Annotated in this window: 23 protein-coding genes; 7 read left to right on the top strand and 16 right to left on the bottom strand. The window is 64.7% G+C overall.

Annotation, left to right across the window (positions count from 1 at the left end; all coding sequences use genetic code 11):
• Positions 1-77: 77 nt before the first annotated feature.
• The 3 genes from blaOXA to yidD form a co-directional block, all read right to left on the bottom strand.
• Entirely contained in the window at positions 78-824 is a 747-nt protein-coding gene (gene blaOXA, locus B9Z03_RS15515; RefSeq protein WP_244561911.1) for a class D beta-lactamase, read from the bottom strand.
• 224 nt (positions 825-1,048) lie between these two features.
• On the bottom strand, positions 1,049-1,225 hold the full coding sequence (locus tag B9Z03_RS15510) for a YegP family protein (RefSeq protein ID WP_085465034.1): 177 nt from the start codon (positions 1,223-1,225) through the stop codon (positions 1,049-1,051).
• An 89-nt stretch (positions 1,226-1,314) separates the two neighbouring features.
• On the bottom strand, positions 1,315-1,668 hold the full coding sequence (yidD, locus tag B9Z03_RS15505) for a membrane protein insertion efficiency factor YidD (protein ID WP_085465033.1): 354 nt from the start codon (positions 1,666-1,668) through the stop codon (positions 1,315-1,317).
• 119 nt (positions 1,669-1,787) lie between these two features.
• Between yidD and B9Z03_RS15500 the strand changes: the two genes are divergently transcribed.
• Positions 1,788-2,819, top strand: coding sequence for an LLM class flavin-dependent oxidoreductase (locus B9Z03_RS15500; protein ID WP_085465032.1), 1,032 nt, complete (start codon positions 1,788-1,790; stop codon positions 2,817-2,819).
• A gap of 3 nt (positions 2,820-2,822) precedes the next feature.
• On the opposite strand, the gene B9Z03_RS29875 is transcribed toward B9Z03_RS15500, so the two are convergent.
• A complete protein-coding gene (locus B9Z03_RS29875) occupies positions 2,823-2,981 on the bottom strand; it encodes a hypothetical protein (RefSeq protein WP_176247534.1) in 159 nt (52 codons plus the stop codon).
• A 104-nt stretch (positions 2,982-3,085) separates the two neighbouring features.
• Here B9Z03_RS29875 and B9Z03_RS15495 point away from each other — a divergent pair, with 104 nt between their 5' ends.
• Positions 3,086-3,979 (top strand): LysR substrate-binding domain-containing protein, encoded by an 894-nt coding sequence (locus tag B9Z03_RS15495; protein ID WP_085465031.1) that lies wholly within the window; start codon positions 3,086-3,088, stop codon positions 3,977-3,979.
• Here B9Z03_RS15495 and B9Z03_RS15490 read toward each other — a convergent pair whose 3' ends face one another.
• Complete coding sequence (locus B9Z03_RS15490; RefSeq protein ID WP_085465030.1) at positions 3,980-4,426, bottom strand: iron-sulfur cluster assembly scaffold protein; 447 nt, start codon at positions 4,424-4,426, stop codon at positions 3,980-3,982. It abuts the gene before it with no gap.
• A gap of 241 nt (positions 4,427-4,667) precedes the next feature.
• Here B9Z03_RS15490 and folE point away from each other — a divergent pair, with 241 nt between their 5' ends.
• From folE to B9Z03_RS15475, 3 genes are all read left to right on the top strand, one after another.
• Positions 4,668-5,306, top strand: coding sequence for a GTP cyclohydrolase I FolE (gene folE, locus B9Z03_RS15485; protein ID WP_085465029.1), 639 nt, complete (start codon positions 4,668-4,670; stop codon positions 5,304-5,306).
• A 47-nt stretch (positions 5,307-5,353) separates the two neighbouring features.
• Entirely contained in the window at positions 5,354-5,818 is a 465-nt protein-coding gene (hisI, locus tag B9Z03_RS15480) for a phosphoribosyl-AMP cyclohydrolase (RefSeq protein ID WP_085465028.1), read from the top strand.
• Between the two features lie 110 nt (positions 5,819-5,928).
• On the top strand, positions 5,929-6,870 hold the full coding sequence (locus B9Z03_RS15475) for a patatin family protein (RefSeq protein ID WP_085467685.1): 942 nt from the start codon (positions 5,929-5,931) through the stop codon (positions 6,868-6,870).
• A 3-nt stretch (positions 6,871-6,873) separates the two neighbouring features.
• Here the strand turns inward: B9Z03_RS15475 and recJ are convergent, their stop codons facing one another.
• The 6 genes from recJ to B9Z03_RS15445 all read right to left on the bottom strand — a co-directional run bounded on the left by recJ (position 6,874) and on the right by B9Z03_RS15445 (position 13,300).
• Positions 6,874-8,661 (bottom strand): single-stranded-DNA-specific exonuclease RecJ, encoded by a 1,788-nt coding sequence (gene recJ / locus B9Z03_RS15470; RefSeq protein WP_085467684.1) that lies wholly within the window; start codon positions 8,659-8,661, stop codon positions 6,874-6,876.
• A 113-nt stretch (positions 8,662-8,774) separates the two neighbouring features.
• Complete coding sequence (locus B9Z03_RS15465) at positions 8,775-9,158, bottom strand: VOC family protein (RefSeq protein ID WP_085465027.1); 384 nt, start codon at positions 9,156-9,158, stop codon at positions 8,775-8,777.
• Positions 9,159-9,184: 26 nt separating this feature from the next.
• Positions 9,185-10,159, bottom strand: coding sequence for a class II fructose-bisphosphatase (gene glpX, locus B9Z03_RS15460; protein ID WP_139832287.1), 975 nt, complete (start codon positions 10,157-10,159; stop codon positions 9,185-9,187).
• A gap of 155 nt (positions 10,160-10,314) precedes the next feature.
• Positions 10,315-11,628 (bottom strand): homoserine dehydrogenase, encoded by a 1,314-nt coding sequence (locus tag B9Z03_RS15455; protein ID WP_085465025.1) that lies wholly within the window; start codon positions 11,626-11,628, stop codon positions 10,315-10,317.
• Between the two features lie 39 nt (positions 11,629-11,667).
• Positions 11,668-12,885 (bottom strand): LL-diaminopimelate aminotransferase, encoded by a 1,218-nt coding sequence (locus B9Z03_RS15450; RefSeq protein WP_085467683.1) that lies wholly within the window; start codon positions 12,883-12,885, stop codon positions 11,668-11,670.
• A 79-nt stretch (positions 12,886-12,964) separates the two neighbouring features.
• Positions 12,965-13,300 carry a hypothetical protein gene (locus tag B9Z03_RS15445; protein WP_176247533.1) on the bottom strand — a complete coding sequence of 112 codons (336 nt, stop codon included), beginning with the start codon at positions 13,298-13,300 and terminating at the stop codon, positions 12,965-12,967.
• A 119-nt stretch (positions 13,301-13,419) separates the two neighbouring features.
• On the opposite strand from B9Z03_RS15445, the gene phaC reads away from it, so the two are divergent.
• On the top strand, positions 13,420-15,249 hold the full coding sequence (phaC, locus tag B9Z03_RS15440; RefSeq protein ID WP_085465023.1) for a class I poly(R)-hydroxyalkanoic acid synthase: 1,830 nt from the start codon (positions 13,420-13,422) through the stop codon (positions 15,247-15,249).
• A 212-nt stretch (positions 15,250-15,461) separates the two neighbouring features.
• A complete protein-coding gene (locus B9Z03_RS15435; protein WP_085465022.1) occupies positions 15,462-16,595 on the top strand; it encodes a YcbK family protein in 1,134 nt (377 codons plus the stop codon).
• Between the two features lie 21 nt (positions 16,596-16,616).
• On the opposite strand, the gene B9Z03_RS15430 is transcribed toward B9Z03_RS15435, so the two are convergent.
• The 5 genes from B9Z03_RS15430 to B9Z03_RS15410 all read right to left on the bottom strand — a co-directional run bounded on the left by B9Z03_RS15430 (position 16,617) and on the right by B9Z03_RS15410 (position 20,933).
• A complete protein-coding gene (locus B9Z03_RS15430; RefSeq protein ID WP_085465021.1) occupies positions 16,617-16,865 on the bottom strand; it encodes a ParB N-terminal domain-containing protein in 249 nt (82 codons plus the stop codon).
• 1 nt (position 16,866) lies between these two features.
• Positions 16,867-17,466 carry an ABC-type transport auxiliary lipoprotein family protein gene (locus tag B9Z03_RS15425; RefSeq protein ID WP_085465020.1) on the bottom strand — a complete coding sequence of 200 codons (600 nt, stop codon included), beginning with the start codon at positions 17,464-17,466 and terminating at the stop codon, positions 16,867-16,869.
• Between the two features lie 86 nt (positions 17,467-17,552).
• Complete coding sequence (locus B9Z03_RS15420) at positions 17,553-18,923, bottom strand: MlaD family protein (RefSeq protein WP_085465019.1); 1,371 nt, start codon at positions 18,921-18,923, stop codon at positions 17,553-17,555.
• A gap of 4 nt (positions 18,924-18,927) precedes the next feature.
• Positions 18,928-19,758: an ABC transporter ATP-binding protein gene (locus B9Z03_RS15415; RefSeq protein WP_085465018.1), complete on the bottom strand. Its 831-nt coding sequence runs from the start codon at positions 19,756-19,758 to the stop codon at positions 18,928-18,930.
• Positions 19,758-20,933 (bottom strand): ABC transporter permease, encoded by a 1,176-nt coding sequence (locus tag B9Z03_RS15410; protein WP_085465017.1) that lies wholly within the window; start codon positions 20,931-20,933, stop codon positions 19,758-19,760. The genes B9Z03_RS15415 and B9Z03_RS15410 overlap by 1 nt, the downstream gene beginning before the upstream one ends.
• Between the last annotated feature and the right edge of the window lie 4 nt (positions 20,934-20,937).

Raw genomic sequence — 20,937 nt, 5'->3', positions numbered from 1 at the left:
GATGCCGGGCAATTCCGGCGGCGGGCCGTCTTTTATGAGCAGTTTCCGCCCAGGTAAAGGCGTCGCTTTCGCCAGTGCTATTTCACCAGCGCCGGGAAATCGGCAAGGAAGGCGGCGCGGGTGGCTGGGCCCTTGGGACCTTCCTTCCTGCCGTTGACGGCAAGCCGCGCAAAGACGACACGGCGGCCGTCCCTTTCTGCCCAGCCGACGAACCATCCGAGCGCGCGGCCCTCTCCCTCTGCGCGGACCCTTGTGGTGCCGGTCTTACCCTTCACCACCCATCCGCCAGACTCGAAGGCAGGGAGGATCGCAACCGTCATGTCGTGCGCCTTGGCAGACACGGGCAATTTGCGATCGAGCAGGCGGCGCAGGAACTCGACCTGCTCGACCGGCGTGATCTTCAGTGAGGAGTCGACCCAGGACCGGGTCAACCCGTTCTTCTTGCCCCGATCGCCGGACACGTCGGCATTGCCGTAGTCGAAACCGGCGACATAGGCGGCGAACTTCTCCGACCCGAGCCGGCGGGTGATCTCCCGGGAGAACCACAGGACCGAATCCCTCTCCCAGATGGTCGGATCGACGGTTTTCCGGTCGCGCTCCGGCGCATCATATTCGGCCTTATAGTCCCATGAGGGCGTGTCTTGATCGTCCAGGATTCCGGCGTCGTATCCCATGACGGCGAGCGGAACCTTGAACGTCGACGCCGGGCTGTAGCGCCTGTCGCACACGCCATCCCGATGGACCGTGTCGCCGCTTTCGGCATCGACGATGATCGTGCACTGGACGTCATCGGCCGCACGGGCGGAAGGCTGGATTGCCGCCATACAGAGCAGCAGCGTGGAGACGAAGTAGGCAAAGTTGCGAGACATGTTGCGGTGTTCCTGCGTTTAGGCTGCGCTGCCTAACAGTCCGCATTGTCTCTATTTTGTCTCAAACCGGAGACGAGCAATTAACCTAAACGATCTCTTAACGGCCCGAAAACATGCGGGCAAGACGTGTCCGCGCCGACGGAGACAGCATGCTGTCGATCTTCGGCGCGGACGGCAGATCAGCTGTTGTCTTCGACCGGAGCTTCCGGCCCGTTCTTCTTGATGGAATCGATCGCGTTCTGCGCGCTTGCCTTCGAGGTATAGCCCTCGGTCGAGAACATCACTTCGCTGTTGTATTTGAAACGAACGCGATATTCTCCCGCCTTGTCGCGGTAGATTTCGAACTTATGGGCCATGATGGTTTCCCCTATCAGCACTATTGCGAGTCGCACGCTGCCAGTCGGAGGAAGGCGACACAAGGCCTCAGGCGGGAGAACATTAGATCTCAGCGCGTGCCCACCTTCCGGCCAATCTGCCAGTAGCGCCAGGGCAGGTACCAGGCGTAGCGTCGGTCCAGAGCCTCGGGAACATTGTCAATTCCATGCGTGCCGCCCGGGCCGCAGCGCATGACGCGAAATAGCCCCATCCAGCCGCCTGACCACAGGCCGTGCCGCGCGATCGCCTCGTAGGCGTATTCAGAACAGGTCGGCAGGTGACGGCAGGTGTTGCCGACGAAGCCGGACAAGGTGAGCTGATAAAGCCGCACCAGCGACGTGCCGAAGAGCCGACCCGGCGTCCTGCGCCAAGGGCCGGCATAGTTGCGCCCGCGCGGCGCATGGACATGATCGTGGCCGGTCACCTCGGCGTGCCCTCTTTTCGTTTCGCGGACAGTCTGTTCACTAGCGCCCGCGTGCTTCGTCCCGAACCTCTACTTATGTGTCCGTCGACATTTCCTCCAATCGAATTTCGGAAAAAGCCATGTCTGAACAGATCGAACTCGGCCTCGACACATTCGGTGACGTCACCGTCGACCTCGAGGGCAAGCTGAAATCACAGGCGCAGGTGTTGCGCGACGTGGTCGAGGAAGGCGTTCTGGCCGACCAGGTCGGTATCGACTTCATCGGCGTGGGTGAGCATCACCGTGACGATTTCGCCGTCTCGGCACCCGAAGTGGTGCTGTCGGCGATCGCCGCGCGCACCAGCCGCATCCATCTCGGCTCGGCAGTGACGGTGCTGAGCTCCGACGACCCGATCCGCGTTTTCCAGCGCTTCTCGACCATCGATGCGATCTCGAACGGGCGCGCCGAGGTGATCCTGGGGCGCGGATCGTTCACCGAATCCTTCCCGCTGTTCGGCTTCGCGCTCAGCGACTACGAACGGCTATTCTCGGAAAAGCTCGACCTGTTCGCCGAAATCCTCAAGCAGAAGCCGGTGAGCTGGAAAGGCTCGGTCAGACCCGAACTGCGCGACCAACTCATCTATCCGCCGGTCGAGAACGGTAAGCTCAAGACGTGGATCGGCGTCGGAGGAAGCCCCGAATCGGTCGTGCGCGCGGTGCAATATGAACTGCCGCTGATGCTCGCTATCATAGGCGGCGAGCCGCGCCGCTTCCGCCAGTTCGTCGATCTCTACCACCGCGCCTCGGAACAGCTTCAGAAGCCCGCGCTGCCGATCGGCGTGCATTCGCCGGGCCACGTCGCCGATACGGACGAGGAAGCGCGGGCGCAGCTCTGGCCGGGCTACAAGGCGATCCACGACCGGATCGGCACCGAGCGCGGCTGGGGGCCGACCTCGATCGCTCGCTTCAATGCCGAGGCAGACATGGGCTCGCTCTATGTCGGCTCGCCGGAGACGGTGGCGAAGAAGATCGCCAGCACTGTCAAGGCACTCGGCGCCAGCCGCTTCGACATGAAATACTCGTCGGGAACACTGCCGCACGAGCATATGATGCGCTCGATCGAGCTTTACGGCACCAAGGTCATCCCAATGGTGAAGGACCTGCTGGCCTGACTGTCAGCGGCCACACTGCGGCAGCGTGGGACGCGTATCCCACGCGTGCAGCGACCTGTCCGGCTCGGCCGGCCGCCATTGCGGGCCGGCTCGGGCAGCCTCGCGCGGCTGGAATGTCGCGATGCGCAGGGCATCGCCCAGAATGGTCATGAACTCCCACATGGCGTCGCCTCCTCGGCAGCTCTTCCTTGCCCGCAAGTAGACTCCCTCTCGTCAGACCACTCAAACGAGTATATTTTCGCCTTCGGATAATCTGAGGTTATGCGATGGGGCGCGGGCGACTTCCGCTGACGGCGTTGCGGAGCTTTGAGGCAGCCGGGCGCCTGCTCAGCTTCAGCCGGGCCGCGGAGGAGCTCTTCGTCTCGCAGGCCGCCATCAGCCGGCAGGTGCGTGAGCTGGAGCAATCGGTCGGGCGCCCGCTGTTCGAACGGCTGCATCGGCGCGTCGAACTGACTGAGGCGGGCCGCATGCTGCTCGGGCAACTCACAGCGAGCTTCGACGACATCGAGCGCCGGATGGCCGAGGTGATCGGTAGCCCGTCCGAGACGCTGTTGCGTATCAGCGTCGAGCCGACTTTCGCCGCAGCCCTTCTCGTGCCGCGCCTGAACGCGTTCAGGGCCCAGTACCCGGACATCGACGTTGTCATCGACGCCAGCACGGGTCTTGCGGAGTTCGGCACCGGCGAGGCTGAGATCGCCATCCGCCACAGCACAGTGACAACCTCCTGGCCGAGGACCCAGTCACACCATCTCTTCGATGTGACGATGAGCCCGGTGATGATCCCTGCCCTCGCCGCATCCGCGCCGCTGCATTCTCCGGCCGATCTTGGCCGATTCACGCTGCTGCACGAGACCAGCAGAGATGCGTGGGCGAGATGGTTCACGGCAGCCGGCCTGCCGGAACTGGCGCATCAGCGCGGACCGCTGTTTCCGGACGGGGCCGTGGTTATGCAGGCGGCCCGCCTCGGGCACGGCGTCGCGCTGGGAGACATGGTGCTGGACGCCGCCGACCTGCGCGACGGCACGCTGGTGCGTCCCTTTGACCTCAACGTCGACTGCGGCGCCTATTTCCTGGTTGCGCCCGATTTCGAACGGCTCAGCCCTGCAGCCCGCTGGTTCGCGGAATGGCTGCTGGCAACGCTCGATCTGGGAACCCTCTAGTCAGGCGGCTTCCGCGGCTCGTTTGGCCTCGATCTGGCCGATCGCGTCCACCACCGCGTCGAAGGTCAGCATGGTCGAGGCGTGGCGCGCCTTGTAGTCGCGCACCGGCTCCAGATATTTCAGATCCGTGAATCGGCCCTCGGGCGGCGGACCGTTCTCTTTCAGCATCTTCTGCATCGCCTCTCGCACCTCGCGCAGTTCCTGCGCGGTCGCGCCGACCACATGCTCGGCCATGATCGCCGAGGACGCCTGGCCCAGCGCGCAGGCTTTCACGTCGTGCGCGAAGTCCGTCACCACGCCGTCCTGCATCTTGAGATCGACGACGACGGTCGAGCCGCAGAGCTTGGAATGAGCCTTGGCAGTGGCGTCAGCATCGCTCAGCCGACCCAGCCGGCTGATATTGCCGGCAAAACCGAGAATTTTCGCGTTGTAGACGTCGTCGATCATGGTTTTCCGGTCCGGACGCAATTTCGAAACGGAGCGTCTCACCTCACCGTCTTTTCCTTCCGACGGCTGACCATATATAGTGGGTGTGGTTCGGCGACGGCAAGCTCACCCTTTGGGCATGCCGTCGCCGGACGTAGGGAAACGCCGATTTCGGCCGGGATCGCTCCGGAGGCCGGAAAAAGACAGTGACCCGTTCAACTCGTTTCCCCGTATCAGAGGGAAACTACGGGAGACGCCTCCGATGGACGCCGCGATCAAGAAATTCCTGCCCGACGCCGGCAATGACAGCCGCCCCTCGGATCGACCGACCGAGGCGGAGGTGGAGGCCGCCGTGCGCGTGCTGCTGCGGTGGACCGGCGACAACCCCGACCGCGAGGGCCTCGTCGACACGCCGCGCCGGGTGATGAAGGCCTATCGCGAGATGTTCAATGGCTACGACCTCTCGCCGGCGGAAGAACTCGGCCGCACCTTCGAGGAGGTTGCCGGCTACGACGACCTCGTCATCGTCCGCGACATCCAGTTCCATTCCCATTGCGAGCACCACATGGTGCCGATCGTCGGCCGCGCCCATGTCGGCTACTTGCCGGACGGCAAGGTGGTCGGCCTGTCGAAGATCGCGCGGGTGGTCGACATCTTCGCCCACCGGCTGCAGACTCAGGAGGCGATGACGGCGCAGGTCGCAGGCGTCATCCAGGACGTGCTCAACCCGCGCGGCGTGGCTGTCATCATCGAGGCAGAGCACATGTGCATGGCGATGCGCGGCATACGCAAGCAGGGCTCGACGACGATGACCTCCACCTTCACCGGATCGTTCAAGGACAGTCCGGAAGAACAGGTGCGCTTCGTTACCATGGTGCGCGGCACAGCCGGCGCGAGATGAAACCGAGGGGCTGACAATCCGGCCGGTCCCGTGCGATAGGACCGGCCATGACGACGTCCGCCCTCACCTTCGCCCCTCCTCCCGCCGACAAGGTCGAACTCGAGGAAGGTTCATCCTTCACACCCCGTTTCGATACGAACGGCCTGGTAACCGTCGTGGTCACCGACGTCGGCGACGGCGCGCTGCTGATGGTGGCGCATATGAACGCCGAGGCGCTGGCGCTGACGCTCGAGACCGGCATTGCGCATTACTGGTCGCGCTCGCGGGGCTCGCTGTGGAAGAAGGGCGAGACGTCGGGCAATTTCCAGCATGTGAAGGAGGTTCGGACCGACTGCGACCAGGACGCGATCTGGCTCAAGGTGGCGGTCTCCGGCCACGACGCGACATGCCATACGGGCAGGCGCTCCTGCTTCTATCGCACGGTTGAAACCAATGGTTCTTCCGCCCATTTAAGTCATGACGGAAGCGAAGCGTTGTTCGACGTGGAGCACACCTACAAGCACAAGAAGTGACCCGTGCCACAGGGCGCGCAGCTGCTTCTGCGCCTTGTGCGAAGCGATTCACGCTTCCGAAACATCCCCTCGCGTATAAGACGCGAAGGGAGAGGGAGTGTGAAATGTCGATGCTCGACTGGGCATCCCTTCGAGGCAGGACCACGGGCCAGGACCCGTATCCCCCCTTGCCGGACGAACTCACCAGGCCGCTGAAGAAGCAGGGCATCGCCCTTGCGCTCGGCGGAGGTGCTGCTCGCGGCTGGGCGCATATCGGCGTCCTGAGGGCGCTCGACGAGGCCGGCATCCGCATCAACATGATCGCGGGCACCTCGATCGGCGCGCTGGTTGGCGGGTGCTATCTCGCCGGAAAACTCGACGAGTTGGAGGAGTTCGCGCGCGGGCTGACCAAGCGGCGCGTCTTCGGCCTTCTTGATTTCCATATCGGCGGAAGCGGCCTTCTGGGCGGCATGAAGCTGACGGCACGGATGCAGGAGCATATGCGCGGCGTCTCCTTCGAGGATCTCGACCGACCCTTTGTCTGCGTCGCCACCGAGATCAGGACTGGCCACGAGATCTGGCTGTCGAGCGGATCGCTCATCACCGCCATGCGCGCATCCTACGCGCTGCCGGGTGTCTTCGAGCCGGTCTCCTGCAACAAGCGGCTGCTGGTCGACGGCGCACTGGTCAATCCGGTGCCCGTATCCGTGTGCCGCGCCTACGAGCAGCCGCTCGTGGTGGCCGTCAACCTGCATTACGACCTGTTCGGCCGGGCGGCCGTGGTGAAGCACAGCGCCATCGACGAGCCGGTGCTGCCCGCCGTTCCGGGCGCAGGCGGGCGCGAGTCACGCCTCGGCATCACCGGCGTGATGGTCGAGGCCTTCAATATCATCCAGGACCGCATCTCTCGCGCGCGTCTTGCCGGCGACCCGCCGGACCTGTCCCTGCAGCCGAAGCTCGGCCATGTCGGGCTGACCGAGTTCCATCGCGCGGACGAGCTGATCCGGCTCGGCTACGAGGCCACCCGTGCGCAGCTCGGTGAGTTGGAACGTCTGCAGGGCGTATTGGCCTGACGTCTATTCGGCCAGCGCCGCATCCACGATGCGTAACTGCGCGCCCGAGCTGCCATTCCAATAATTGATCGACAACGTGCCGGCGATGTGCACCGGTATGTCGCGGCTGGACATCAGGAAAGCCCCCAGATCGCTTTCGGCAGCACGGAAAGCCATGGCCGGGATGCGCCCGCCCGCTTCCGATCGCAGTTCGACGCGCAAATGGCCGCCATTACCGACCTCCCGCACATTCACGATGCGATGGCGCGGCAGGGCCAGCATCGGCTGCGGATGGCCCGGGCCGAACGGGCCGGCCCGTTCCAGTTCCTCCGCCAGCGAAAGCGTCGCACCGTCGGCCGAGACAGCGGCATCGATCTTGAGGCTTTCGGCGTTGCGCAGCTCGAACACGGTTTCGCCAGCATGCTCCTCGAAGAAGGCACGCAACTCCCCGAGCCGCGAGCGTTCGACCGTGATGCCCGCCGCCATCGCATGCCCGCCGCCCTTGATCAGCAGGCCGCGGTCGACCGCCTCGCGCACCATGCGGCCGAGATCAAAACCGACGATCGAGCGGCCGGAACCGGAGCCGATGCCGGTGGAGTTGAATGAGATGGCGAAGGCCGGGCGTCGCGTATGGTCCTTCAGTCGCGAGGCGAGCAGGCCGACTATGCCGGGATGCCAGCCGTCATTCGCGGTGACGAGCACAGCAGGCCCCTGCCCGCCCAGCAGCTCGGCGTCGGCCTCGGCTTTCGCCTCGGCCAGCATCACCTGCTCCATCGCCTGGCGCTCGGAGTTCAGACGATCCAGCGTCTCGGCGATCTTGGCCGCCTCGACCGGGTCGTCCAAGGTTAGCAGCCGGCTGCCGAGAGCGGCGTCGCCGATGCGGCCACCGGCGTTGATGCGCGGGCCGATCATGAAGCCGAAATGATAGGGATTGAGCGGCTCGCCGATGCGCGAGGCGCGCGCGAGCGTGGCGACGCCGGGATTGGTCATGCGCCGCGCGGCCAGCAGCCCCTTTACCACGAAGGCGCGGTTGAGGCCGACGAGCGGCACCACGTCGCAGACCGTCGCGAGCGCGACGAGGTCGAGCATGGCGAGAAGATCTGGAGGCTGCGGACCGCCCGCCTGCCGCAGGACGCGCGATACTTGCACCAGCGTCATGAATACGACGCCCGCCGCACAAAGATAGCCGAGTCCAGATAGATCGTCCTCGCGGTTAGGATTGACGACCGCGCGCGCGGGCGGCAGGGGGCCGCCGACCTGGTGATGGTCCAGCACCACCACATCGGCGCCGGCCGCAGTGGCGGCCTCGATCGACGGGGCGCTGTTGGTGCCGCAGTCGACGGTGACGATGAGCGACGCGCCGCGCGCGGCGAGCTCGCGCATCGCCTCCGGGTTCGGCCCATAGCCCTCGAAGATGCGGTCGGGAATGTAGATCTCGGACTGGATGCCGAAATGATCGAGATAACGCTTCATCAGCGCCGCGGAGCACGCGCCGTCGACGTCATAGTCGCCGAAGATCGCGACCCGCTCGCGGCGTCGTATAGCTTGCGCGATGCGCTCGCCCGCCCTGTCCATGTCGGTGACGGTCAGCGGATCCGGCATCAGATCGCGGATTGTCGGATCCATGAAACGCTCGGCCGTGTCGGGCCCGACATTGCGCCCGGCCAGCACGCGCGCGACGATGTCGGAGATGCCGTGACCCTGCGCGATGGCGAGCGCGATGTTCTCCTGCCTTTCGGACAGGCGATGCTCCCAGGCGATGCCCGTGGCCGAGCTGCGGACACCGAGGAAGAGGCGGGGGGACTGTGGCACCACGCTAACGTCTGTATCCGAGCCGCCCTGTCAAGCGCACCGGAAAGGGAGCACCGGGGAGAAAGCGCCAAGTATTGGCGCGGGACAGCCCAGACCTGTTCACGAACCGCTGTTTAGTCGGGTACCCGGCAGCTGGCGCAGAGCTTGTTGCCATCCGGATCGCGCAGATAGGCGATGTAGGCCTTGCGGGCTCCGGTCTGGCGAATGCCCGGCGGGTCCTCCGCGGTCGATCCTCCGTTCGCGATCCCTGCAGCATGCCAGGCGTCGACCATCGACGGGTCGGCCATCAGCAGGCCGATCGTGCCGCCATTGGCGAATGTCGCAGACTGTCCGTTGATCGGCTTCGTGACCATGAAGCGGTAGCCGTCCTTCGGATAGACCACCCGCCCTTTTGCATCGATCGTCCCCGCCTCGCCACCCGCGGCCGTGAAAACGGCATCGTAGAACCGACGCGAACGCTCCAGATCGTTCGATCCGACCATGATATGCGTAAACATTATGCTTCCTCCCCGCCCTGCAAAGCTCAGAACTTGTCGAGGTCCTGATGCCGGGCAATGATCTCGCGGACCGTGCGCGACGAGGAGCGCATGACGATCGTCTGCGTCTCGATGTAGTTCTTGGTGAACTTCACGCCGGCGAGCATGTTGCCGTCCGTGACGCCGGTCGCGGCAAACAGCACATCGCCGCTCGCCATATCGTAGATACTGTAGATGCGCTTGGGGTCGCTGACGCCCATCTTGGCTGCGCGGGCGACTTTCTCAGGCGTGTCGAGGATCAGGCGGCCCTGCATCTGGCCGCCGGTGCAGCGAAGAGCCGCCGCAGCCAGCACGCCCTCGGGCGCGCCGCCGGTGCCCATGTAGATGTCGATGCCGGTCTCCTCCGGGTCGGTGGTGTGGATCACCGCTGCCACATCGCCGTCGCCGATCAGGCGGATCGCCGCTCCCGTGGCGCGCACCTCGTCGATCAGCTTCTGGTGACGCGGGCGATCGAGGATGCAGGCCGTGACCTCGTTCACCGGCACGCCCTTGGCCTTGGCGACACGGGCAATGTTCTCGGCCGGCGACAGGTCGATATTGATCGTGCCGTCCGGATAGCCGGGGCCGATCGCGATCTTGTCCATGTAGACATCGGGGGCGTTGAGAAGCGTGCCCTTCTCGGCAATGGCGATGACAGCCAGCGAATTCGGCAGGTTCTTGGCGCAGATCGTGGTACCTTCCAGCGGATCGAGTGCAATGTCGACCACCGGCCCTTCGCCGGTTCCAACCTCCTCGCCGATATAGAGCATCGGCGCCTCGTCGCGCTCTCCTTCGCCGATGACGACGGTGCCCTTGATGTCCAGCCGGTTGAGTTCGGACCGCATCGCGTCCACCGCGACCTGGTCGGCGGCTTTCTCATCGCCGCGGCCGCGCAGCCTTGCCGCGGCGACGGCGGCGCGCTCGGACACACGCACGAGCTCGAGCGTCAGGATGCGGTCAAGGCCGGACGTGGTTGTGGACATGAGCAATGTTCCCTCGGGCATTCTGCTGGAGAATTATTGTTGTCTGCCGTTTCCGGCGGCTCCTTTTGTCAAACGCACATGACAACGGCAAGACCCGGGGATGCCGAAAGTCGCGGCATTCCAGAGAAGAATCGATTGAATTCGCGCGGCTTTTGTCAGCCGGCACGTTCTATGCGGATGACTTGCGGCTTGTCGGTCAGCAGGCCATCGCGCGTGATCCCATCGACAGCCTTACGCACGGCAGCCTCGGTCGTCTCATGCGTGACGAGGACCACGGTCTTTTCGCTGGGCTTTTCGCTGCCGGCAGACTGCTGGACGATCGATTCGAGCGAGATGTCGCTGTCGGCCATGCGACGCGCAACCCCGGCGAACACCCCGGTGCGGTCGTGCACGGTGAGCCGAATGAAATAGCCGCCCGCATGGCTGCGCATCTGCGCCTTCTTGTAGGGCTTGAGCTCCTTCACCGGACGGCCGAAGACCGGGCCGTGCTGGAAGCCCGGCCGGCTCTTTGCAATGTCGGCTATGTCGCCGATCACGGCGGAGGCGGTGGCATTGCCGCCGGCCCCGGGGCCGGACAGCAGCAGCTCGCCGAGGATGTCTGTCTCGATCGCCACCGCATTGGTGACGCCGTGGACCTGAGCGATGACGGAGGCGGTCGGCACCATGGTCGGATGCACGCGCTGCTCGATGCCGCTTTCAGTCTTCTGGGCAACGCCGAGTAGCTTGATGCGATAGCCGAGCTCAGCCGCGGCCCGGATGTCGGCCTGGGTGATGTTGGAGATGCCCTCGAGATAGATGTCGTTCGACGCGATGCGGGTGCCGAAGGCGAGGCTGGTCAGGATCGACAGCTTATGAGCGGTGTCGTTGCCCTCGATGTCGAAGGTCGGATCGGCCTCGGCATACCCCAGCCGCTGCGCATCCTTAAGGCAGGCCTCGAAGGAGATGCCCTCGGCCTCCATGCGCGTCAGGATGTAGTTGCAGGTGCCGTTGAGGATGCCGAAGACACGGCTGACCGAGTTGCCGGCGAGCGACTCGCGCAGCGTTTTGATCACCGGGATGCCGCCGGCGACGGCGGCCTCGTAGTTGAGGAGCACGCCTTTCTTCTCGGCGATCTCGGCGAGCGGCAGACCGTGCTTGGAAAGAAGCGCCTTGTTTGCGGTAACGACGTGACGGCCCGCCTCGAGCGCGGTCTTGACCGCCGTGCGCGCCGGCCCCTCTTCGCCGCCGATCAACTCGACGAAGACGTCGATGTCAGCCGACTTGGCCAGCGCAACCGGATCCTCGAACCAGGCAGCGCCCGACAGATCGACGCCGCGGTCGCGCGAACGGTCACGGGCGGAGACAGCGGTGACGACGAGATCGCGGCCGCACTGACGCGTCAGCTCGGCCGCCTTCGCCTGCATGACGCGCGCGACGGACGCGCCGACCGTGCCGAGACCGGCAATTCCAATACGCAAAGCTTCGGCCATCGTCTCCGCGCCCTTCAGGTCATCTGGATGGAAATCGGCTCAGCGACGGGCGCTGAGCGGTATCACGTTGTCGGCCGGCGCGCCGCTGGTCGCCAGGAAGCGCTTGATCGAGCGCGCGGCCTGGCGGATGCGGTGCTCGTTTTCGACAAGGGCAAGGCGGACATAGTCGTCGCCGTGCTCGCCGAAGCCGACGCCGGGGGCGACGGCCACTTCCGCCTTCTCAATGAGAAGCTTGGAGAATTCGAGCGAGCCCATATGCCGGAACGGCTCCGGGATCGGCGCCCAGGCGAACATGGTTGCGGCCGGCGCCGGGATTTTCCACCCGGCCTTGCCGAAGGCGTCGACCATGACGTCGCGGCGACGATGATAGATTTCGCGCACCTCGGCGATGTCGCTGCCCTCGCCGTTGAGCGCGGCGGTGGCGGCGACCTGGATCGGGGTGAATGCACCATAGTCGAGATAGGACTTCACCCGCGTCAGCGCCGAGATGAGGCGCTCGTTGCCGACCGCGAAGCCCATGCGCCAGCCAGGCATGGAGAAGGTCTTCGACATCGAGGTGAACTCGACAGTCACGTCCATCGCGCCCGGGACCTGCAGCACCGACGGCGGCGGATTGCCGTCGAAATAGATCTCGGAATAGGCGAGATCCGACAGAATGATGAGCTCGTGCTTGCGGGCGAAGGCGACGACGTCCTTGTAGAAATCGAGCGAAGCCACATGGGCCGTCGGGTTCGACGGATAATTGAGGATCAGGGCCAGCGGCTTGGGGATCGAATGCCTGATGGCGCGCTCCAGTGCTGGCAGGAAGCCATCGTCGGGCTCAGCCTGAATCGAGCGGATGACGCCGCCGGACATGATGAAGCCGAAGGCATGAATCGGATAGGTCGGGTTCGGGCAGATCACCACGTCGCCTGGGGCGGTGATGGCCTGCGCCATGTTGGCGAAGCCTTCCTTGGAGCCGAGCGTGGCGACGATCTGGGTTTCGGGATTGAGCTTCACGCCGAAGCGGCGGGCATAGTAGGCGGCTTGTGCGCGACGCAGGCCCGGAATGCCGCGCGAGGACGAGTAGCGGTGGGTGCGCGGATCGCGCACGACCTCGACCAGCTTGTCGACGATGGCCTTCGGCGTCGGCAAATCCGGATTGCCCATGCCGAGGTCGATGATGTCGGCGCCGCGCGACCGGGCGGAGGCCTTCAACCGGTTGACCTGCTCGAAGACGTAAGGGGGGAGCCTGCGGGTCTTGTGGAAGTCTTCCATGACGGTGTCCGACGATATGGAGAAGGTTGCGCGGCGATATACACGCATTCGCCGGGGCGGGGAATAGAGCGGCGGGCGACTATTCGCCCTCGATTTCCTTCAGCGTCTGGGTCTGCGCCTGCGCCGCCTTGCGAATCTGTGCGGCGGACGCATTGGCGCCTCCGCCCTGCCCCTTGACGCCCTGATTGCTCAGTGCGGCCTTGAGCTCTGCAGTCTTGGCGTTCTTGTCCGCCTCGCTGAACTGGGTCGTCTCAGCTTTCGGAGCCACGTTGAGATTGGGTGTCGTGCCGGTGTTGCGCACACCGGGCAGCGGCGCAAGATCCTCCAGGCGCGCTGTCTGGCATGCCGACGCAGCCAGAGCGGCGCTCATGGCGGTCGACAGAAAGAAAATTCTCGCGGCGAATGATCTCGTCATAATCCCCACCTGCCATCACGCTAGACGCATGACAAGTCGTCGCAATCGCGTCCGCTGTTGGACGCTGATGCGCGTGCCATGATAATGTGTCAATAAAAGGCCTCGGGAGGCAGCGAGATATGGCCGATAAACAGCACGGCGGCGAATCCAACCAGGATAAGCCCGATGTCGCTCAGTATCTCGTGAAGGATCCGGACAAATTCGCCCTCAACCTTGCCCGTATGGTGGAGGCGGCGGGTCAGGCGGCGGCCGCGTGGACGGCGCCGCGAGAACGAGGCGAGGTCAAGGACACGGTCGGCGAGCCGATGGCCGATCTGGTCAAGACTTTCTCCAAGGTCACTGAATACTGGCTGTCGGAGCCGTCGCGCGCGCTCGAGGCCCAGACGCGGCTGTTCTCCGGCTACATGAACATCTGGGCGAATTCGATCCGCAAGCTGTCGAGCGAGGAGCCGGTGGAGGATGCCGTCCAGCCGGACCGCGGCGACAAGCGCTTCCAGGATCCCGAATGGGCCAAGAACGCTTTCTTCGACTTCCTGAAGCAGGTCTACATCGTCACCTCGCGCTGGGCATCGGATCTCGTCACCCACGCCGAGGGACTCGACCCGCACACGCGCCACAAGGCGACGTTCTACGTCAAGCAGATCACCAACGCGATCTCGCCCTCCAACTTCATCCTCACCAATCCCGAACTCTTCCGCGAGACCGTCGCCTCGAACGGCGAGAACCTGGTGCGCGGCATGAAGATGCTGGCCGAGGACATCGCGGCCGGCGGTGGCGATCTGAAGCTGAGGCAGGCCGACTATTCAGCATTCGAGGTCGGGCGCAACATCGCCACGACGCCGGGAAAGGTGGTGGCGCGCAGCGCCGTCGCCGAGATCGTCCAGTACGAGCCCGCGACCGACACAGTGCTGAAGCGGCCGCTGCTGATCTGCCCTCCCTGGATCAACAAGTTCTACATCCTCGATCTCAATCCGGAGAAATCCTTCATCCGCTGGGCGGTGTCGCAAGGCCACACGGTGTTCGTCATCTCCTGGGTCAATCCAGACGAGCGGCATGCGCGCATGTCCTGGGAGGACTATATTCGCGACGGGCTGGAGTTCGGCCTCGACACGGTGGCGAAGGAGACTGGCGAGACCTCCGTCAACGCGATCGGCTACTGCGTCGGCGGCACACTGCTCGCAGCCGCGCTGGCGCTGATGGCGAAGAAGGGCGACACCCGTATCCGATCCGCGACGCTGTTCACCACGCAGGTCGACTTCACCTATGCCGGCGACCTCAAGGTCTTCGTCGACGAGGAGCAGATATCCCTCCTCGAGAAAGCCATGGGCGAGAAGGGCTATCTCGAAGGCAATCGCATGGCGACCGCTTTCAACATGCTGCGCTCGGGCGACCTGATCTGGCCCTACGTGGTCAACAACTACATGCGCGGCAAGGAGCCGATGCCGTTCGATCTGCTCTACTGGAACGCGGATTCGACCCGGATGAGTGCCGCCAACCACTCCTACTACCTGCGCAACTGCTATCTGGAGAACGCGCTGGCGACGGGCCGCATGAATCTCGGCGGTCACAAATTGTCACTCTCCGACATAAAAATCCCGGTCTACAACCTCGCTGCCAAGGAGGATCACATCGCGCCGGCGCGCTCGGTCTTCACCGGCTGCGCCTATTTCGGCGGCGAGGTCGAATATGTCATGGCCGGGTCAGGCCATATCGCGGGCGTCGTGAATCCGCCGGCGGCGAAGAAGTACCAACATTGGACGGACGGTAAGCCCGTCGGAGACTTCGATACCTGGGTCGCCAAGGCCAAGGAGAATCCAGGGTCCTGGTGGCCACACTGGCAGCGATGGGTCGAGCGGCTGGACAACCAGCGCGTCGGCGCGCGGGGAGCTGCGACGAAGCTCGAGCCGCTCGGCGACGCGCCCGGCGAATATGTAAGGGCGAAAGCCTGACGGATATGGACGATGGCACCGAGCGGCCGCGATCACGTTGTCGCCCCAATTGCACCCTAGCCCCGAAACAAGGTGGGCTTGCATTTTAGTGCGCCATCGCGTCTTTTCGGCCACGCCGAGCGAGTGATTTGCGCGACGGATCGAGGTTGAACCCGCAAGGGATGCGACCGGACAAGGGGACTGTTTTGACAGCTGACGTATCGCGCCCAGCGATGAGACGGATGCTTGCCGCGGGCGCGGCCGTTCTGGCTCTTTCACTCGCCGGCTGCACCGCCGGCGGCTTGGAAAGTCTCGAAGTCACCAATCCTGCCTATGCTTCGCCGACGACGGCCGAAAGCGCAGACACAGGTGCCGAGCCGGGCATCACCCCGCTGACAGTCGAGCAAGCCGCAGACATCGATGCGGCCAATTTCGTGCCGACGTCGAAACCGGCCGACGCGGCCGCGGCCGCCACCAACCAGGAAGCGACGGCCGAGCAGCCTGCGAAGACGGCGGATGAGCCGGCCAAGCCACTGATCGACCTCGCAAGCAAATCCGCCGAGAAGCCGGCCGCCGACGCAAGCCAGGCACAGCCGAGCGCCACTGCCCAGGAAGCCGCGGCGGCAAGCCCTGCCCCAGCCCAAACGACACAGGCGGAACCGGCCCCCGCAGCAGCCGCAAACAGCTTCGCGCCGCAGCAGGAGCCGAAGAAGAAGGGCTTCCTTGCAGGCTTCTTCTCGCAGACACCGCAGGAAGCGCCGGTGATGTCGGCGCCGACGGCGCAGAAGCCCAAGCCCGTCATCCAACTCGCCGCGATCGATCCGGAGGAGAACTCCGCCTCGAAGGCCTCCCTCGGCGTCGAGCGGATGAATTCACTACCTGGCGTGCGCCAGTCGTCGCTGTTCGAGATCAAGCGTCGCGACAGTCTGGACGACGACAGCGACGTCGACGTCCATGAGGACGAGGAGACTCCGGTTCAGTATGCGTCCGCCGCGGGCATGGCACGTCTCGCGCCCAACGGCCTGCTGAAGCAACGCGAAAGCGTCGACGTGGCCTGCCTGAAGCCGTCGCTGGTGCGGATGCTGAAGCAGATCGAGCAGCGGTTCGGCAAGCGCGTCGTGGTAACCTCAGGCTATCGCAGCCCGGAATACAACAAACGCGTGCGCGGCGCCCGCCGCTCCATGCACATGTATTGCGCCGCCGCCGATATCCAGCTCGAAGGCGTCAGCAAATGGGATCTCGCCACTTACGTCCGGACGATGCCGGGACGCGGCGGCGTCGGCACCTACTGCCATACCAATTCCGTACATGTGGATGTTGGTCCGGAGCGCGACTGGAACTGGCGCTGCCGCCGTCGCAAGGGCTGACGAAGCCCGCGTTCCAGTCCGTTAGTGCTTTCGCGCCTGTACCAGGTAGGCGTCGATCTCGGTCTCCCCGAGAAACTTGGCAGCTTCCAAGCGGTGCAGCCCCTCGATCAGGATATGGCGCTTGCCGTCGAACCGGACCTGAATCGGCATCTTCATCCCGTTTTCGAGAATGTCTTCCGCCAGGGCGCGGGCCGTCTCGGGATGCAGGGTCTTGCGGCGTTCGGTGGGAATGTAGATCGAGTCGACCTTGACGCGGTGGATGCGGAGCACGCTAGATCCTTCCCAGCGACCAGTCGACGATCTCGTCGGTGGCACCCTGGAAGGCCCTGTCCAACGCGGCCGCGTAAGCCGGATTGCCCGCACCGCTGACGGATGCCTGCGCGGTGAAGCTGCGGGAGGCGCGCACAGTGCCGTTGCGATCGTTGAGGATGCGCACGAACAGCTCGACATAAGCCCGGTCGCCGCCGCCGAGCCTGATTTCGAACGCACGGATCTCGGTGATGACCTGGTAGTCGATCGCGAGCCCCTCGCCGGGCTTCCCGACGCCGCCAACGCGGCCGGTCGACTGGAACGCCTCGGCGAGCTTCGCCTGCACGACCTTCGGCAGACGGTCCGCCCACTGCGCGCCCTTCAGATACTGGATTTCGCCGGGGCTCGGCTTGATGACGATGTTCTGGCCGTCAAGCGACTTCAACGCCGACGGCTCGGCGATCAGGATCTGGGCGCGGGAGCGGCGCGGGCCGGATTCGGAAGTCTGCGCGGCCGACAGCTCATAGGTGTCGAGCGCCGGCGTGCCGCCGCCGAGCACGGCGCAGCCCGACAAGGCAGAGCTGATGAGCGCCCCAGCGATGAGCAACCGTCCAGACTTCAAACCCACCTCTCCGACGGACGCCCCCTGCCCGGGAAGCGTCGGATGCTTGAATAGCGCAACCTGTGTGGGGGGCGGAACGACCAATGTCAACGCCGCACGCGGCCGTCGTATTGGCGCACCTCGCCTTCTCCCCCGGCGATAATGCGCTGCGGATTGCGACCGAGATCGCTGATCACCTCCTCGATCCGGTTCACCGAGCGGCGGCTGTCGCGCACGAGAGCCTCGACGTCTCGCAAACCCTGGCCGCTGAAGCGGGCAAGCCCGTCGGTGATCGTTCCCATGCGGGCGTTGAGCGTGTCGGCAACCTGGCGGAACGACAGCAGCGTCTCGCGCGCCTGCACCATCAGGCCGTCGGCATTGTCCGAGCCGAGCAGATTGTCGACCTTCACAAGAATCCCGTCGACACGCACCGAGGCGGCGTTGAGCCGTTCGGCAAGCTGGCTCGCATCGCTGATCATCTTGTCGATCTCCTCGGAGCGGTTGCCGAACTTCGTGGTCACCTTCGAGATGTCATCCGCCGCCTTTCGCGCGGTCTCGGTGGTCTGCTTGATGCCGTCGATGGCGGAGCGGACAGTCGCCGGATCGACGCTTGCGACAATCTCGTCGACCTTGGAGAGCGTTCCAGTCGCGTTCTGCGACAGGGTCGTGATCGAAGCTACTGCCTTGTCGACGCCCGACATCATCGCTTCGAGATTGTCCGAGGCGCCCTTGAGATCGCTGGTGAAGGTCTCGACATTGCTGACGATCGTCGAGACCTTCTCCTTGTCGACTGTCTTAAGCAAATCTTCGGCTGCGGCCAGCGTGCTGTCGAGACGGCCGGATACGGCGCTCAGCGTCTTCGAGAGATCGCCGACACTTGCCAGGAACTGGTCGATGTTGTCGGAGTTGCGCCCGAGCGCCTCGGAGAATTTCTGCGCATTCTCGACCGTGGCGACCAAGGGCGTCTTCACGTCGTTGACGAAGTCCTCGACGCTGCTCAGCACACCGTCGGCGCGGGTGAGGAAGTTCTGCGTCAGCTGCAGGATGTTGCCGAGTGCCGAAGGGTTGGCGGTGATCTCCGCCACCGTCCCGTTCGCCTCGGCGAGCGCCAGCAGGTTCTCTTCGCCGACCACGCCACCCTTGAGCTCGATCGAGGCCTGACCGGTCAGTCCGGCGAGGCCGACATCGGCGATCGTCGACTTGGTGATCGGGGTCAGACGGTCGATCTTGGTGTCGGCCAGCGCGACCGTCGGATCGTTGACGTCGATGAAGATGCGGGTGACGTCGCCAACCTTGACGCCGTTGAACAGCACGGCGCTGCCACGGCCCAGACCCGAGGCGGAGCCCGGAATCTTGATGCGGAGTGTGGCGAAGTCGCCGCCGCCCGTCCCGGCCGTCCAGTAGACGAAGCCGAAAGCAGCCAGCAGCATCACCAGAGTGAATATGCCGACCGCGACGTAATTGGCCTTGGTCTCCATCCCGTCAGGCTCCGTGTTCCTGTCGCGTCGTCAGATCGAGCTGTCGTGCGCGTTTGCCGCGAAAATATGACTTTACCCAGGCGTTCTCGCTGGCCAGCATATCCTCGACCGTGCCCTGCACCATCACCTTCTTCTCGCCGAGGACGGCGATGCGGTCGCAGACGGAGAACAGGCTGTCGAGGTCGTGGGTGACCATGTAGACGGTGAGCCCCATCGTGTCGCGCAGCTTCTGGACCAGCTCGTCAAAGGCGGCGGCACCGATCGGGTCGAGGCCTGACGTCGGCTCGTCGAGGAAGACGATGTCCGGATCGAGCGCCAAGGCGCGCGCAAGGGCCGCACGCTTGATCATGCCGCCGGAGAGCTCGGACGGGAATTTCGCCGCCGCGTCCGGCGGCAGGCCGACAAGCTCGATCTTGAGACGCGCAAGCTCGTCCATCAGCTTTCGCGGCAGATCGAGATATTCCCGCATCGGCACCTGGACGTTCTCCATCACCGTCAGCGACGAGAAGAGCGCGCCGTGCTGGAACAAAACGCCCAGCCGCATGTCGATAGCGACCCGGTCGCGTTCGCTCACCGTGTCGAGGTCGATGCCGAAGATCCGTATCTTGCCGGAGCGCTTGCGCGTCAGGCCGAGGATCGTGCGCAGCAGGACCGACTTGCCGGCGCCCGAGGCGCCGACGAAGCCGAGAATCTCGCCGCGCCGCACGTCGAGGGAGAGCTTGTCCAGCACCACCTTGTCGCCGAAGGCGACGGTAACGTCTTCGGCCGAGATGACGACCTCCGGCTCGCCGCCCAGTTCCGCCCCATTCGGATGTGTCGCTCCGTTGGTCTCCATCAGAAGTCGATCGCCGCGTAGAACATCGCAAACAGGCCGTCGACGACGATGACGACAAAGATCGACTTCACCACCGACGAGGTGACGTGGGTGCCGAGCGATTCGGCGCTGCCGCCGACCTTCAGCCCCTCGACCGAGGCGATGATGCCGATGATCAGGGCCATGAACGGTGCCTTGATCAGGCCGGCGAAGACCGTCGACAGGTCGATCGCGTCGCGCATGCGGTCGATGAAGGTGGTGGGCGAGATACCGGAATAGACCTGGCTGACGACGATCGCGCCGATGATGGCCGCGAAATTCGCTGCGATCGTGAGGCAGGGCAGGACCACGACCAGCGCCACCAGCCGCGGAAAGACAAGCACGCCGACCGGATTGAGGCCGATGACTGTCAGCGCGTCGATCTCTTCGCGCATCTTCATCGAGCCGATCTCGGCGGTGATTGCGCTGCCGGAGCGGCCAGCGATCATGATCGCCGTGAGCAGCACGCCGATCTCGCGCAGGACCAGGATGCCGACCAGGTCGACCACAAAGATCTCGGCGCCGAAATAGCGCAGCTGGAAGGCGCCCTGCTGGGCGATGATCGCGCCGATGATGGAGGACATCAAGAGCACGACGGGAATCGCGCCGATGCCCATCTTGTCCATCTGGCTGACGATCGCAGCCGGATTCACCGCGTGGCCACGCCCGAGCTTCATCTGCGCGCCGCGGATCGTCGCGCCGAGAATGTGCATGCTCATCAGGAAATCGTCACGGAAGGTGAAGACGTTCCGGCCGAGCGAATCGAGTAGGCCGATGACACCGGTCGGGCGGCCGGCCACAGGCTTGGGAATCTCCTGATGCGCGGCGTCATCCACCGCGACGAGGAGTTGGCCGGACGAAGAAGAGGCGCCCTGCACCTCGACATGGGCACCCTGCGCCTCCAGCCCGGTCGACAGCCGCTTCACCAACCAGGCTCCGGCGGTGTCCATCGCCGAGACGGCCGACAGATCGATCACGGCTTCACGCACGCCCTGCTTCTGCTCGAGCGCACGCATCTCGTCGTCCACCCCGGCGACGGTCTGGGTGTTCCACGCACCGGACAGGCGGCAGGCCAGATGCACGCCTTCGACCTGCGCCTCGACGCGGGGAGCGTTCGAACGCGCCCCGCTTGCGTCCGGGAAAGCTTTGGTCAACATGAGT

The sequence above is a fragment of the Mesorhizobium australicum genome, from assembly GCF_900177325.1.
Classification (GTDB): domain Bacteria; phylum Pseudomonadota; class Alphaproteobacteria; order Rhizobiales; family Rhizobiaceae; genus Mesorhizobium_A; species Mesorhizobium_A australicum_A.
This window is presented reverse-complemented; position numbering and strand designations above follow the sequence as displayed.

Bases quoted from the DNA above. Each gene is read 5' to 3' on its own strand.
- B9Z03_RS15490 (WP_085465030.1), bottom strand. From the start codon at position 4,426: ATGATCGACGACGTCTACAACGCGAAAATTCTCGGTTTTGCCGGCAAT.
- glpX (WP_139832287.1), bottom strand. From the start codon at position 10,159: ATGTCCACAACCACGTCCGGCCTTGACCGCATCCTGACGCTCGAGCTC.
- B9Z03_RS15465 (WP_085465027.1), bottom strand. From the start codon at position 9,158: ATGTTTACGCATATCATGGTCGGATCGAACGATCTGGAGCGTTCGCGT.
- B9Z03_RS29875 (WP_176247534.1), bottom strand. From the start codon at position 2,981: ATGTGGGAGTTCATGACCATTCTGGGCGATGCCCTGCGCATCGCGACA.
- B9Z03_RS15420 (WP_085465019.1), bottom strand. From the start codon at position 18,923: ATGGAGACCAAGGCCAATTACGTCGCGGTCGGCATATTCACTCTGGTG.
- hisI (WP_085465028.1), top strand. From the start codon at position 5,354: ATGACGACGTCCGCCCTCACCTTCGCCCCTCCTCCCGCCGACAAGGTC.
- B9Z03_RS15410 (WP_085465017.1), bottom strand. From the start codon at position 20,933: ATGTTGACCAAAGCTTTCCCGGACGCAAGCGGGGCGCGTTCGAACGCT.
- B9Z03_RS15500 (WP_085465032.1), top strand. From the start codon at position 1,788: ATGTCTGAACAGATCGAACTCGGCCTCGACACATTCGGTGACGTCACC.
- B9Z03_RS15455 (WP_085465025.1), bottom strand. From the start codon at position 11,628: ATGGCCGAAGCTTTGCGTATTGGAATTGCCGGTCTCGGCACGGTCGGC.
- blaOXA (WP_244561911.1), bottom strand. From the start codon at position 824: ATGGCGGCAATCCAGCCTTCCGCCCGTGCGGCCGATGACGTCCAGTGC.
- B9Z03_RS15475 (WP_085467685.1), top strand. From the start codon at position 5,929: ATGCTCGACTGGGCATCCCTTCGAGGCAGGACCACGGGCCAGGACCCG.
- B9Z03_RS15445 (WP_176247533.1), bottom strand. From the start codon at position 13,300: ATGACGAGATCATTCGCCGCGAGAATTTTCTTTCTGTCGACCGCCATG.
- phaC (WP_085465023.1), top strand. From the start codon at position 13,420: ATGGCCGATAAACAGCACGGCGGCGAATCCAACCAGGATAAGCCCGAT.
- folE (WP_085465029.1), top strand. From the start codon at position 4,668: ATGGACGCCGCGATCAAGAAATTCCTGCCCGACGCCGGCAATGACAGC.
- B9Z03_RS15510 (WP_085465034.1), bottom strand. From the start codon at position 1,225: ATGGCCCATAAGTTCGAAATCTACCGCGACAAGGCGGGAGAATATCGC.
- B9Z03_RS15435 (WP_085465022.1), top strand. From the start codon at position 15,462: ATGAGACGGATGCTTGCCGCGGGCGCGGCCGTTCTGGCTCTTTCACTC.
- B9Z03_RS15415 (WP_085465018.1), bottom strand. From the start codon at position 19,758: ATGGAGACCAACGGAGCGACACATCCGAATGGGGCGGAACTGGGCGGC.
- B9Z03_RS15495 (WP_085465031.1), top strand. From the start codon at position 3,086: ATGGGGCGCGGGCGACTTCCGCTGACGGCGTTGCGGAGCTTTGAGGCA.
- B9Z03_RS15450 (WP_085467683.1), bottom strand. From the start codon at position 12,885: ATGGAAGACTTCCACAAGACCCGCAGGCTCCCCCCTTACGTCTTCGAG.